Source organism: Pseudomonas sp. IPO3749 (genome assembly GCF_013386605.1).
Taxonomy (GTDB): Bacteria; Pseudomonadota; Gammaproteobacteria; order Pseudomonadales; family Pseudomonadaceae; genus Aquipseudomonas; species Aquipseudomonas azotoformans_A.
In genome coordinates, this window is the sequence record NZ_JACARN010000002.1 from 1 (window position 1) to 13,860 (window position 13,860).

The window sequence follows — 13,860 nt, forward strand, 5'->3', positions numbered from 1 at the left end:
GCTGCCTTCGCTGAGCATGCGGTACACGATCTGCTCGAACAGTTCGGAGGTCACGCCGCCGCTCATCAGCTTCATGTTGGTGAGGTTGGCCGCCAGTTGCGGTGCGGCCACCACGAAGCTGACGCGGGCGTTGGCGCTGAGGATCTTGGAAAAGCCCGACAGGTAGGTGACCTGGTCCAGGCCGGCGAGGGCGGCCAGGCGCGGCGGCGGGTTGGGGTGGAGGTCGCCGTAGAGGTCGTCCTCGATGATATGGCAGTGGTACTGCTGGGTCAGTTGCAGCAGGCGGAACGCCTGGCCGGGGCTGAACGAGTGGCCGGTGGGGTTGTGCAACACGCTGGTGGTCAGGTACAGGCTGGGGCGATGCTCGGCCAGCAGGTGTTCGAGGGCCGTGAAGTCAAAACCGTCGGGACGCCGTGGGATCGTCACCACCTTGACCCCGTGCAGTGCCAGGTTGGCGTGGAAGTTGAAATAACACGGTGCATCGAGCAGCACCGTGTCGCCGGGACGTGCCAGCAGGCGCATCAACATGTCCAGGCCTTGCACGGTGTTGGGGGTGGTGATGATCTGTTCCACCGACACCGACAGGCCCTCGCCGTGCAGCTTCTGCTGCAGGGCCTGGCGCAACGGCAGTAACCCGGCCGGTGTGCCCAGGCTGGCGATGCGCAGTGACGGCGCACGCACCACGCTGCGCAAGGTTTGGCGCAGGGCTTCACTGTCCAGCCAGGTTTCCGGCAGGTGGCCGCCGCCGGGGCGCAGGTCGCCGTAGACGGTGGCGAGAGGGCGGCGCAATACGCTGAGCAGGTCCTGAGGCAGCAGATCAACCCAGTTCGAAGTTGTCGGCCTTGGGTGGTCTATCGCCACGAAATAGCCACGGCCTTGACTGGACGTGAGCAGGTTGCGCCCGCGCAGGCGGTCAAGGGCCTCATTGAGGGTGAACTTGCTCACGCCCAGGGTCTCGGTCAGTGCGCGCACCGAGGGCAATTTGCTGCCGGGCGCCCATTCGCCGTTTTCGATGGCCTGGCTGAACGCCTCGACAATCTGTTGCACCTTGGGCGCACCTTCTACAAAGGCGATGGCCGATACGAACACGCGACTTCCTTATCTTTGCTGGTGATTTTACCGGTAAAGTCAGGGCGGATTAGGCCTCACTTTACCTGCCTTGCGCAATGCCAACTGCCTAGACTGCGGGCTCCATCCCCCAGGTCCCCGGCCATGACAAGCGCGTTAACCCTTTCCTCGTTCCTGTATTTCCTGCTGTTTTGCGCCACCATGACCTTCAGCCCTGGCCCCATGACCCTGCTGCTATTAAGCCTGGGGGTGCGTGACGGGCTGCGCCGTTCAATCCCGGCGCAGATCGGCGCCAGTGTGGCGTACCTGATCTCGATCCTGATTTTTGCCGTGGGTTTTTCCGAGTTGATCAGGGGCTACCCGGTGATCACCCAGGGTATCCAGGTGGTCGGCGTGGCGTACATCCTGCACCTTGCCTACAAACAGTGGACCAGCAGCGGCGTGGTGATTGAACGGATCGGCCATGTTGAAGCGGCGCGCAACCTGTTCGGCAAGGGTTTGCTGACCGGGTTTTCCAACCCCAAGACCCTCATCATGTTCAGCGCGGTGTTCCCCCAGTTCGCCGGGACCGGGGAGAGCCGTTCGACGGTGGACATTGCCATCCTCGGGCTGACGTTCCTGTTGCTGCAATTCGCCAGCGGCTGCCTGTATTGCTATTTCGGCCAGCGCATCAAGCACGTGCTGGAAAACCCCAAGCGCCGTGTGTGGTTGCAGCGCATCACGGCCCTGTTGCTGGTGGGCGTTGCCTTGATGCTGGCGCGGGGCTTTGCCCACTGAGTGTTGAGCTTATGAGCGGTAGTGGCGATCTGCCGTTGCCCTGATAGACTCCAGGCATTCCTCCAGGATCTCACCCCACCATGTCAGCTGCAGAAGGCACCGGACTTCCGCTCGCTTCACGGCTGTACAAATCCCGTACCCTCGGGCTGACGCTCGGTTTTGTGTGTGTGGTGTTCGGGATGTATCCCCTGGCCCCCGCTTGGTGGGTGTGGGCCTGGATGGTGATCAACGCCTTTGCCTGGCCGCATATGGCTTTTCAGTTGACGCTGCGCAGCAACAACGCACTGCGCAGCGAGCGGCGCAACCTGTTGTTCGATTCCTTTTGCGGTGGGTTCTGGGTCGGTGCCATGCACTTCAACCCGCTGCCCAGCGTGACCACCTTATCGATGATGACCATGAACAACGTGGCCATCGGCGGTCCGCGCTTCATGCTGGCGGGCTGGGTGGCGCAGGCGCTGGGTATTGGCACTGCGTTGCTGATCTTTGCCCCGGCATTCATCGCCGTCACCTCTCAGGCACAGCTCTACGCTTGCCTGCCGATCCTGATGCTGTACCCGCTGGCGCTGGGCTGGATCTGCTACCGGCAGGCGGTGACCCTGGCGCGACACAAGCGCGAATTGCTCGCCCTGAGTCGCACCGACAGCCTGTCCGGCCTGCTCAACCACGGCGCCTGGAAGGACCACCTGGAAATCGAATTCCAACGCTGCCGCCGAGGTCCAGCGGGTGCCGCCATCGCGTTGATCGACATCGACCACTTCAAGACCATCAACGACACCTACGGTCATGTCACCGGTGATATCGTCCTGCGCCAGCTCAGCAAAGTGCTGCGCCAGAACCTGCGCGCCACCGACCTGGCCGGGCGTTACGGTGGCGACGAATTCTGTGTGATCCTGCCGGACATGCCGCTCAACCGCGCCACCGAAGTGATGGACGCCCTGCGTGACCGTTTCAACGCCCTGGCCTACGCCCAGGACCCGACCTTGCGCGCCAGCTTGAGCATCGGCCTGGCGCCGTATCAACCGACCCATGCCGACTCCACGCAGTGGCTGAACGACGCCGACCAGGCGCTGTACGAAGCCAAGAGCAGCGGGCGCAACCGCGTCAGTTCGGTACAGGGGAGTTGGTTGCGATCGATCTAGTGGGGTAGGGTGTGGCGGCACCTTTCAACAACAACAAGGATCGGTTCATGCTCTTCACTTTCCCCCGCACCCTCCTGGCCGCCACCCTGGCCTTGTCCTTCGCCCTGCCGGCCTACAGCGCCGAACCCCATAAACAGATCCAGGCGCAGTCTGAACAGTACAAGGCCGAAGCCCTGAAACTGCTGGAGCGCCTGGTGAATATCGACTCGGGTTCAGGTTATGAACCGGGCCTGACCCAAGTGCGCGACATTGCGGTTGATGAGCTTAAACAGCTCGGTTTTTCCATTGAACTGGTGCCGGACAAAGCGGCCAACAACAGTCACGTGGTCGCCACCCTCAAGGGCACCGGCAAAGCCAAGATCCTGTTGATGGCCCACATGGACACGGTGTTCAAGGAAGGCTCGGCCGCTGAGCGTCCCTTCCACATCAAGGACGGTCGCGCCTACGGCCCCGGCGTGATGGACGACAAAGGCGGTATCGTCGCTGGCATCTACGCGCTTAAAGTCCTCAAGGACCAGGGCTTCAAGGACTACGCGCAGATCACCTTCCTGCTCGACGCCAGCGAGGAAACCGGCTCCGACGCCGCCTCCGACCTTATCCGCAAAACCGCCAAGGGCCACGACGTGACCCTCAACCTCGAACCCGGCCGCCCCGCCGACGGCCTGGTGGTGTGGCGCAAAGGCAGCGCCACCGCCGTGGTCGAAGTCAAAGGCAAAGCCGCTCACGCCGGCGTGGCCCCGGAACTTGGCCGTAATGCCGCCATGGAGGCCGCGCACCAGATCCTGCAACTGGGCAAGCTGGGGGATGAAGAGAAGAAAACCACCATCAACTTTACAGTGATCAAGGCGGGGGATCGTACCAACGTCATTCCTGACCAGGCCACTGCGAAGGCCGACGTGCGTGCGGCATTGCCGGAAGAGTTTGATCGCATCGAGAAAGACCTGGCGCGAGTCTCAGCGAACAAGCTCATCCCGGAGACCGAAGTGAAGACCAGCTTGCAGCGTGGGTTGCCACCGATGCCGCAGACGCCGGAGTCGGACAAGTTGGTCGCGATTGCCCAGGGGATTTATGCGGAGTTGGGTAAGACGCTGACCATTGAAGGCAGCGGCGGGGCGGCGGATGCGAGTCTGTCGGCTGGGGTGGGCACGCCGACGTTGGATGGGTTTGGGATTGTTGGCGGGAATATTCATACGCCGGAGGAATATGCGGAGGTGGAGAGTGTGGTGCCGCGGGTTTATTTGCTTAGTCGGATGATTATGGAGTTGTCGAAGCGGTGATTTTCCGCTGATTGATATCCTTTTGTAGTGAGCAGGCTTGCCCTGCGCTGGGCTGCGCAGCAGCCCTAAAACAGGCGATGTCGATTTACCTGTAAACCCCATTGCCTGGAGTGGGGCCGCTGCGCGGCCCAGCGCGAGCAAGCTCGCTCACCACAAGGGAGGATGCCGCGTCCTTGGGCGTCGTTTATAGGTCTTCAATTTTTATTTGAGGGGGCCGTTTTTAGGATTGATACAACATGCCTCAACCACGTTATTCCGTCGGGCCATTCGCTGCGATAATAATAGTAGCAACCGATATCGCTGAATAAGTAATCTTCAAGCTCTTGCTCTGTCTTTCCGCTGCTAATTAGCTTGTCTAGTTCGGCTTGCACTTCCAATAGCGTATCTTCAGATGATTCGGAGATGAAGAACTCAATAACATCATCCGCTTTTTCATGGTCATCAACCCAGTCTTGATTGAAGTAACCAGCAAAAAACTGCTGTAGTTCGGGGTAGTCTTGATTCATGGGTTTGGAAATCCAGTATGAATTCGGTAGCCAGTATGCATGTTATGGTCTCTGCGGATTATCAGTTGAATTTCCTTTCCCGAAACCGCTGTTGTGCTGTTCCTTTTAAAGCTCGTGCCAACAGGATATTCGGTTTTTTGAGTAATGACGGTTTGATTTTTTGTTCCTTTCAGAAACTTGTCGATTTTTGCTTTGTTTTTATCCAGCACTGTCGATACTTCTTGCTCTGCTGTTGCTCGGTCGTAAAAAGTAGAGGCGGCTGGGATGTGTGGTTCTTGCTTCAAACGGTCCAATAATTGTTTGTCGCTTCTACCGATGTGTTTTTTCATTAGATGCCCACCTGCTTTCTCGTGTGCAGCTAATCCTCCTCCTGGAACTATTACGCTATAGGGGCCTTCAGGGCAGTTGGTTTTTTTACAACTCAAACCCAGCGGGTCCACCCAACCTGTTGGATTGGACACGTATTGGTAAGCATTGATCCCACCCGCCAGCTTCACCGGGTCCGGTGTCAGATAGCGACCAATATCCGGATTGTAGTAGCGATGACGGTTGTAGTGCAGCCCGCTTTCTGGGTCGAAGTATTGGCCCTGAAAACGTAGCGGGTTGTCGATTTTGTTGATGTCGAGACGGCTGATTTCGCCATAAGAACGGTAGTGCGCAGACCAGACGATTTCGCCGTTGGTATCGGTGAGTTCCTGTGGGGTGCCGAGGTGGTCGAGTTGGTAGTGGTAGGGTTTGGTTTCCTTTGGACCAAAGCCTTCCAGCAGCGCCAATGGCCGGAAGCTGTCAGGCTCGTAGAGATAGCTGCGGTGGCACTCCGTCTGGTGTTCGGCGATGAGTCTGTCGCCTTGCCAGAAGAACTCGGTAGTTACGCCATCCACGGTCTTGCTGATGCGCCGCCCAAACGGATCGTAGCGATAGCTGGCAGTCTGGCCGTTGGGCTTTTTAATCCCGATCAGCCGGTGCTGGCAGTCATAGCGGTATTTGGTGACGAGTTGATGGCCTTTGCCACGCCGTTCGCGAATGAGGTTGCCGAAGGCGTCGTAGTCGTAGTGGTGGTCGCCTTGGATCATCAGCCGGTTGCCCGCCACGATGTCGGGGCCGGGGCGGTCTTGCATGAGCAGGTTGCCAGCCGGATCGTGTGCGAAGTGCTCTTGCTCGCCTTGGGAGTGGTCGGCGCGGGTGAGGCGGCTGAGCGGGTCGTAGTGGTAGTAGTGCTCGCCTTTGCGGGTGTCGTGCAGGCGGATGAGGTTGCCGGATTTGTCGTAGTCGTAGTGGCGTTGGTAAAGGGTATGTTGCTGTTGGGTGACGGCGTGGGCGTGCAGGCGTTGCTGGTCGTCGTAGTGGTAGTGACTGATCAGTTGGCCTTGTTGGCGTTGGTGTTCCTGGCCGGCTTTGAACAGGTGGGAGGTAAGGGTTTCACCGTTCAGTTCTACGGTGGCGAGATGGCCGCCTTTGTCGTGGTTGAACACCACCCGGTTGTTGTCCGGCAGACGTAGGTTTTGAAGCTGACCGCAGGCGTCGTAGCCATAGCGCAGCGAGCCCCAGCCCTGGTGTTCGGCGGTGAGACGGTTTTGGCTGTCGTACTCGTAGGCCAACGCCCAGTGGCCATCTTCGACGCTTAAGAGATTGCCCTGACGGTCGTAGGTGTAATCGATCAGGTTGCCGTCGGGCAGGGTTTTTCTTACGAGGCGTCCGGCATGGTCGCGCTCATAACGTGTAACCAGTTGACTACCGTCATCGCCGTGTTCGGTCTTTTCCTGAAGGTTGCCGTTGAGGTCGTAGATGTAAGCCGTGCGCTGCCCATCAAACCCGGTTTCCTGTTGGATCAGGCCATTGGCGTGATACTGGAGCCGGTAGGTTTCTCCGACTTCGTTTTCGATCTCGGTGAGCAACAACCTGACATTGTCGTAACGGTATTTGACCTGAGTGCCATCAGCATTGATGCGACGGCTGATCAGGTGCAGGCCGTCGGCGTATTCGTAGCGGGTGACGTGGCCGAGCTCATCCCGTTCGGAAGTGATTTTTCCGTAAGCGTTGTAGGTATATTTACGCGTATCACCGCTCGGCAAGACGATTTGGACTAATCGTCCTACGTGGTTCCACTCAAATTGCGTGAGCGCGCCGTGCTCATCTTCCTGGCTGATTTTTCGTCCGCGATTGTCATAGCGATAACGCTTGATTCCGCCATTCGGCAGCTGCTCTTCAAGCAACTGCCCGCGCTCATTCCAGACCAGCCGATGACAGCTGTGATCCGGCAGCCAAACCTGCGTCAGTTGCCCATATTTGTTGTAGCTGTAGTCCGTGAAGTTGCCGTCAGGATCGGTCCTACGCGTAACGTCGCCCTGGTCATTACGCTCATATTTCCAAACCGTTTCACCACGCCGCACAACCCGTACGAATCCATCGTCATGCTCGTAGGTCGTCGGCTCATCATTCCCAGGAAACAACGCCACCAAGCGCCCGGCTTCGTCGTACTGATACGCCGTGATCGCCCCCAGCGGATCCTGCTCAACCGTCAGCCGCCCTTTCTCATCGTAGGATTTGAAGTGCTCAGCGCCGTCAGGATCCACCCGCCGCACCAGCCGCGCTCGCTGGTCATGCACATAGACTTCCTGACTGCCATCAGCGTTAAACACCGTGACCTGGCCGTTATCGTCCCAGGCATACCGCGTATCCATCTGCGAGAAACTGGCCCAATGGCGGACACATCGCGCGGCCTTACCAGGCCGTTCCCACGCCCAAAAGAAACTCGCCCCACCGGCCAAACTGCGCTCAAGAATGACGTGCTGCTCGTCGTACCGATAAACCTCACTTTCGCCTACGGCATTGGTCGCAGAAACCAGTCGTCCAAAATTGTCATAGCCGTAGGAAACAACGTTCTGCTCCGTCACCCAGACAAACGGACCGTCATCCACGGCCCGCTCAATCTGGTAGTCCACCGCCACAATGCGGCCCGACGCATAGCGCAAGAACAGCGAGCGCCCGACGCCGTTATCCAGCCGCTCAATCTGTCCCAGGTAATTACGGAAAATGCGCAACCGGTTGTCATACGCATCGCTGATCGCCGTCAGCACACCGTCGCGAAAGTGGTAGAAACGTAACCCTTGAGACAGGACTAACTCATCGGGCAACGACCCCAAGTAGATCGCGGCTTCCGCCAGGCTGTTGGTAATCGCCGGCCGAGAAACCGTGGGCAAGGGCAGGGTCGTCGACCGATTCTCATGATCGGTCCACACCACCGAATCACCGGACACACTCAGCCGATGCGCCAGCGAGTGACTCCAGCCAAACCCCAACCCGCCATCCACTTCCACCGCACTGGTGCGGTACAACCGCGTCCACTCAAACGGCAAGATCCCGTCCAGCGTCCCATCGGTCAGCGTCAGCAGTTCCTCGCCCGTGACCATCGACACCGGACAGCCGTTGGTGACGGTCTTGTCCGAAGATGCCGCCGCATCCCCAGCCGGATTTCGAGCAGAAACAGGCACATCATCCACAGGCTCCGCCTGCTTCAGCACTGCATTCTGCCGCGCCTTCCAGCGCATCTGCAGCCTGCCTTGCTTCAACCCACCCACCACACCGCGAACCGCGACCGCCTTGTAGCGATCCACGGCCTGCATGAACTTTGTCAGAATTCCCAAAAGCCCCCTGACAAAACCCACCGCCGCCTCAAGAATCTGCCCCCCATACTTGACCAACCGCAGGCTCAAATACGCCACACCCGCCGCCGGTAATGCGATGGTCAACACCACGCCAATCACCAGATCAATCAGCAACGACACCACAAACCCAGCCGCCATCTCAGCTATTTCACCGGGCGGCAATGCGTCCAGCCAGATCATTGCCGTGCGCAGCATCAGGAACAGCGCCGCCTCATCACTGGCCAGCAACATCGCCTGTTCCATGACTTTGGGCGCATCGGTGGCGAGCTGCGCCAATTTGGCCGCTTCTGCGCCCAGCTGTTCGACATACTTCAATGGGTCATCAAGAATCGCCTGTACGAGCTTGATGCTGTCCCACACATCGCGAATCGCCGCCCAACTGCCCGCCAGTACGCCGCTGCCAATCGCGCTGGCGGTGGACTGCTCCCAGTGCGGTTTAAAACCCGACCACTCAGACCGAAGCCACTGCTCCAGATCCCCGGTCAGCCCTGCGTAAGACGCAAACAACGCGTCCACTTGCTCAGTAGAAACGCCCCCTTGCACCCGCACTTGATAGCGCCCGCCCGCCGCGCAGTGGTGCGAGCCTTTGCCTTGTTCATCCAGCATGATCACGGTGGAACTGCCGTCATCCAGCCCGATCACCTCCACCGGGATGTTGCCAATCGGCACGTCATACACCGACTCGAACAGGCTCTCGATCTTCAGCTCGCCGCCCACCGCGCACTGGGCCACGGTCGAGGAGTCGGTATCCGCAATACTCACCGCCCGCTGCGAATCCCCCACCCGCAACACCCGATCCATCCCCAGCAGCGACGGCATATCCAGCCCATGGCTCACCGAATTCAGCGCACGCGAATACCACGCGTCCATCTGCTGGCGATAAAGCACCAGGCTCTGATGGAAGCCATCCAGCTCAAATTCAATCAGGGCAATGTGGGAAGGGTGGGTCATCGGCGCCGATTCCCCACAGATGACGCGCAAAAAGGCAAAGCACTAAAAAGAAAATCCATCCGCAATCCCTCGCACTGTCTATTCAGGCGAGGGACTTTGCGGACCTTTTCAGGGGAGGGGAGTAGCGCTTATCCGGCAGTCACGTGGGAAGTTTCGACAATTCTCGTCTTCTCCCGCCCCAGCACCAGACTGCACAGCGCCGGCAAGAACAACAGCGTCAACAGCGTGCCCACCAACACCCCGCCAATCAGCACATAGGCCAGGGACGACCAGAACACTGATAACGTCAGCGGAATAAACGCCAGCGCCGCCGCCAGCGCGGTCAATATCACCGGCCTTGCACGCCGCACCGTGGCTTCGACGATGGCCTCTCGAATCGCCATGCCGTGCTCCTGGTTCTGGCGGATCTGGTCGGTAAAGATCAGCGTGTTGCGCATCAGGATCCCGCCAATCCCGATCAAGCCCAGGATCGCATTGAAGCCGAACGGCTGGTTGAACAGCAGCAAGGTCGGCACCGCGCCAATCAACCCCAGCGGCGCCGTGGCGAAGACCATGAACATCACGCCGAACGAGCGCACCTGGAACATGATCACCGTGAGGGTCAGCAGGATCATGATCGGGAACAGCGCGGCCAGGGCGACGTTAGCCTTGGCGCTTTCTTCCACCGGGCCGCCGATGTCGATCTGGTAACCGGCGGGCAGCTTGGCGATCAGCGGTTGCAGGTCTTTGTACACGGCCATTTCCACGTCGGGCGGTTGTACGCCGTCGATGATATCTGCGCGCACTTCCACGGTGGTCGCGCGGTTGCGGCGCTTGAGGATCGGTTCTTCCATCACCGCCTGGAAATGCCCGACCTGGGCCAATGGCACTGAAGTACCGGCGCTGTTGGTCAGGGTCATGTTGTTGAGGTTGCCGAGGTCTTCGCGTTGGCTGCCCTGGGCGCGGGCGACCACTGAGACGGTGCGGTTGCCTTCACGCACTTCGGTGATCGGATTGCCGCTGAGCAAGGCATTGAGCTGGGACTTGACCTCGTTGGGGGTGAAACCCAGCAGGCGCAGGCGGTTTTGATCCAGCACCAGGCGATAACCGCTGGTGCGCTCGCCCCAATCGAGGAAGGCGTCCTTGGTCAGCTTGTTGGCGGCGACGACTTTGCGCACCTCTTCGGAGACGCCGCGCAGCACATCCACATTGGGGCCGGACACACGGAACACGACCGGGAACGGAACAGGCGGGCCGAACAGCAACTGCGTCACACGCACCCGCGCGGCAGGAAACTCACCGGCCGCAATGCGTTCACGCATGCGCAGTTTCAACGCGTCGCGAGCGTGGGAGTCCGGGGTTTGCACGATCAGCTTGGCAAATGCCGGGTCCGGCAGTTCGGGGTTCAGCGACAGGAAGAAGCGCGGTGCGCCGCCGCCCACGTAGGTGTCGACCAGGGTGGTTTGCGGCTCTTGCAGCAGGGCTTTTTCCAGCTGCGCGGCCACCGCTTCGGTGCTTTTGAAGGCACTGCCGGGCGGCATGTACACCTCAAGAATCAACTCGGAGCGGTCGGAGTTGGGGAAGAACTGCTTCTTCACCACGCCCATGCCCAGCACGCACAGCACAAACGCCGCCACTACCAGGCCGGTGACCAGCCAGCGCCCACGCACGCAGGCTTCGACCACGCTGCGCAGTTTCTGGTAGTAACGCCCGGCATAGATTGCATCATGGCCGCCCGGCACAGGCTTGATCTGCGGCAGCAGTTTCACGCCCAGGTAAGGCGTGAACACCACGGCCACCAGCCAGGACGAGATCAGCGCAAACCCGACGATCCAGAAGATATTGCCGGCATATTCCCCGGCACCGGAACGGGCAAACCCCACCGGCAGAAAGCCGATGATGGTGACCAGCGTGCCGGTCAGCATCGGCGCTGCCGTGGAACTCCAGGCAAAGGTGGCGGCGTGGATCCGGTCGAAACCTTCCTCAAGCTTCACCACCATCATTTCAATGGCGATGATCGCGTCATCCACCAGCAAACCCAGGGAAATGATCAGCGCGCCGAGGGTGATGCGGTCGAATTCACGCCCGGTCAGCAGCATGATCACAAACACCACCGACAAGGTCAGCGGCACCGCTGCCGCCACCACCAGGCCCACACGGAAACCCAGGGCCAACAGGCTGATCACCATCACCACCGCGAGGGCGACGAAGAATTTCAACATGAACTCGTTCACCGCCAGGCTGATGTTTTTCGCCTGGTCGGAAACCTTGGCGAAGTTCACCCCCAGCGGCAGGTCGGCCTGGATCCTGGCTTCCTCGGCCTTGAGGCTCTTGTCCAGTTCGAGGCCGTTCCAGTGCTTCTCCATGATTACGCCCAGCATCAGCGCCGGGTCGCCCTGATGGCGGATGCGGTAGCTGGGCGGGTCTTCATAGCCACGGCTGACGGTGGCCACATCGGCGATGCGCAACACGCGGCCATTGACTTCCAGCGGCACGTTTTCGATCAGCGACAGGCTGTCGAACGCACCGTCGATCCGGATGTAGGCGCGGGCCCCGGCGGTCTCGACGAAGCCCGACGGCGCCACGGCGTTTTGTGCGGCCAATGCAGAAAATATCTGATCCGGCTTGATGCCCAGGGTTGCCAGGCGCTCGTAGGAAAACTCCACGAACACCCGCTGCGCCTGCTCGCCAAGGATATTGACCTTCTTCACCCCCGGCAGGTTGAGCAAGCCCTGGCGCAGGTCTTCGGCCATCTGCACCTGTTGCCGATGGGGCAGGTGTTCAGCTTCCAGGGCGTACAGCGCGAAGTACACATCGGAATATTCATCGTTGAAGAATGGTCCGATCACGCCCTTGGGCAGCTTCGCGGCTTCATCACTGAGCTTTTTGCGGGTCTGGTAGAACAGGTCCTGGATTTCGCTGGGGCGTGTGGACTCCTTGTAGGTCATGCGCATCGACACGAAACCCGGCTGGGCGATGGTCTCGACACGGTCGTAGTAGTCCAATTCCTGCAAGCGTTTTTCCAGGCGGTCGGCCACCTGTTCCTGCATTTCCTGGGCGGTGGCGCCGGGCCAGGCGGCGGTGATGGTCATCACTTTGACGGTGAAAGACGGGTCTTCGGCGCGACCCAGCTTGCCGAACGAGAAGATCCCTGCCGCCAGGATCGCGATGATCAGGAACAGCGTGACCGCGCGATGCTTGACCGCCAGTTCCGAGAGGTTGATACCGCGCATGCTCAGTTGTCCTGTTTGCGGTTAAGGGCCAGTACTTGCGCGGGCAGCAGGCGCACGGCGTCACCGCTGTGCAACAGGTGTGCGCCGAGGGCAACGATGATCTGGCCGGGGGCAACACCACTGTTGAGCAGCGCGTCTTCCTGGCCGAGGCTGGCGACGTTCACCGGGGCGAAACTGACTTTGTCGTCCGCGCCGATCAGCCACACGCCGGTGCCTTGTCCCGAGTCCTGCAGTGCGCCAATAGGCACGCGGGTTTGCTGGGCCTGGCCGTTGCCTTGCAGGCGTACGGTGATGGTGGAACCGAGGGCGAAACGGTCAACGGCACCGTGCAGCACGTAGCGGGCGCGGTAGGTGCGGGTGGTCGGGTCGGCGCTGGCAGAGAGTTCGCGCAACGTGGCGGTCACCGCCTGGTCCGGGGCGCCGAAGGGGAAGGCCAGGGCTTTTTGTGAGGCTTGGTCGCGCTGGTTTTCTGGCAGGTTGACGATAGCCTCGCGGGCGCCGTCATGGGCCAGGCGCGCAACAATCTGCCCTTCGGCGACCACTTGGCCGCGATCCACACGCACGTCGGTGATGATGCCGTCGCCATCGGCCTTGAGCACGGAGTAGGTGCGACGGTTTTCGATCTGGCTGGCGTCGGATTGCGCCGAGGCCAGTTCGGCCTCGGCCACCCGCAGGTTGGTCGCGGACTGGTCGAAGATCTGCCGCGACACGGCGCCGGTGTTGGCCAGGCGCTGGTAGCGGTTTTCGTCGTCACGGCGCTGGCGCAGTTGCGCCTGGGCGGCGTTGACGCGGTTCTTCGCCGAGCGCAGGGCCAGTTCGAAGTCGCCGATGTCCAGCACCAGCAGCGTGTCGCCACGGGAAACATGCTGGCCGGGGTCGACCTTGCGTTCGATGACCTTGCCGCTGACCCGGAAACCCAGGTCGCTTTCGGTACGTGCTGCAACCACGCCGGTATAGGCGCTTTGCTGAGTGCCGGCAGCTTCGACTTTGGCGGCGAGGACCGGGCGTGGCTGAGGCACTTCGGCGGCGGTGTCGGCCTTGCTGTTGCAACCGTTGAGGACGATCAACAGGGCCAGGGGCGTGAGAAGACGCAAGGGAAGAGGGTGCATGGCGGGCTCCGGGGGGTAACCATTGGGCAAAAAATTATGGACATAATTTTTTACGCATATTATGGTCGAAATATAAATTAATCCAGCCCCCCGGATACCCCCCATGAAAAACGTCCCGGTCCCCTCGCGACGCCTGTTGTTTTTACTGGTGGCCCT

At 60.3% G+C, this 13,860-nt stretch carries 8 protein-coding genes; 3 read left to right on the plus strand and 5 right to left on the minus strand.

The window, feature by feature from the left end:
- The coding region (locus tag HX812_RS00805; RefSeq protein WP_178949107.1) for a PLP-dependent aminotransferase family protein at positions 1 to 1,089 on the minus strand (1,089 nt) is incomplete at its 3' end.
- A gap of 123 nt (positions 1,090 to 1,212) precedes the next feature.
- On the opposite strand from HX812_RS00805, the gene HX812_RS00810 reads away from it, so the two are divergent.
- From HX812_RS00810 to HX812_RS00820, 3 genes are all read left to right on the plus strand, one after another.
- The gene (locus HX812_RS00810; RefSeq protein WP_038846214.1) at positions 1,213 to 1,845 is read left to right on the plus strand and encodes a LysE family translocator; all 633 of its coding nucleotides are present in this window, start codon (positions 1,213 to 1,215) and stop codon (positions 1,843 to 1,845) included.
- A gap of 80 nt (positions 1,846 to 1,925) precedes the next feature.
- Entirely contained in the window at positions 1,926 to 2,984 is a 1,059-nt protein-coding gene (locus HX812_RS00815) for a diguanylate cyclase (RefSeq protein ID WP_038846211.1), read from the plus strand.
- Between the two features lie 47 nt (positions 2,985 to 3,031).
- Complete coding sequence (locus HX812_RS00820; RefSeq protein ID WP_028616627.1) at positions 3,032 to 4,261, plus strand: M20/M25/M40 family metallo-hydrolase; 1,230 nt, start codon at positions 3,032 to 3,034, stop codon at positions 4,259 to 4,261.
- A gap of 194 nt (positions 4,262 to 4,455) precedes the next feature.
- Here HX812_RS00820 and HX812_RS00825 read toward each other — a convergent pair whose 3' ends face one another.
- The 4 genes from HX812_RS00825 to HX812_RS00840 form a co-directional block, all read right to left on the minus strand.
- Positions 4,456 to 4,767, minus strand: coding sequence for a contact-dependent growth inhibition system immunity protein (locus HX812_RS00825; RefSeq protein ID WP_038846209.1), 312 nt, complete (start codon positions 4,765 to 4,767; stop codon positions 4,456 to 4,458).
- Positions 4,764 to 9,383, minus strand: a complete 4,620-nt coding sequence (locus tag HX812_RS00830; protein WP_178949108.1) for an RNase A-like domain-containing protein — start codon at positions 9,381 to 9,383, stop codon at positions 4,764 to 4,766. The genes HX812_RS00825 and HX812_RS00830 overlap by 4 nt, the downstream gene beginning before the upstream one ends.
- Positions 9,384 to 9,511: 128 nt before the next feature.
- A complete protein-coding gene (locus tag HX812_RS00835; protein ID WP_038849466.1) occupies positions 9,512 to 12,595 on the minus strand; it encodes an efflux RND transporter permease subunit in 3,084 nt (1,027 codons plus the stop codon).
- Positions 12,596 to 12,597: 2 nt separating this feature from the next.
- Positions 12,598 to 13,704: an efflux RND transporter periplasmic adaptor subunit gene (locus HX812_RS00840; protein ID WP_177115182.1), complete on the minus strand. Its 1,107-nt coding sequence runs from the start codon at positions 13,702 to 13,704 to the stop codon at positions 12,598 to 12,600.
- Between the last annotated feature and the right edge of the window lie 156 nt (positions 13,705 to 13,860).

What these genes read in the sequence shown, in the direction of transcription:
- HX812_RS00810 (WP_038846214.1), top strand. Translation starts at nt 1,213, where the DNA reads ATGACAAGCGCGTTAACCCTTTCCTCGTTCCTGTATTTCCTGCTGTTT.
- HX812_RS00815 (WP_038846211.1), top strand. Translation starts at nt 1,926, where the DNA reads ATGTCAGCTGCAGAAGGCACCGGACTTCCGCTCGCTTCACGGCTGTAC.
- HX812_RS00820 (WP_028616627.1), top strand. Translation starts at nt 3,032, where the DNA reads ATGCTCTTCACTTTCCCCCGCACCCTCCTGGCCGCCACCCTGGCCTTG.
- HX812_RS00825 (WP_038846209.1), bottom strand. Translation starts at nt 4,767, where the DNA reads ATGAATCAAGACTACCCCGAACTACAGCAGTTTTTTGCTGGTTACTTC.
- HX812_RS00830 (WP_178949108.1), bottom strand. Translation starts at nt 9,383, where the DNA reads ATGACCCACCCTTCCCACATTGCCCTGATTGAATTTGAGCTGGATGGC.
- HX812_RS00835 (WP_038849466.1), bottom strand. Translation starts at nt 12,595, where the DNA reads ATGCGCGGTATCAACCTCTCGGAACTGGCGGTCAAGCATCGCGCGGTC.
- HX812_RS00840 (WP_177115182.1), bottom strand. Translation starts at nt 13,704, where the DNA reads ATGCACCCTCTTCCCTTGCGTCTTCTCACGCCCCTGGCCCTGTTGATC.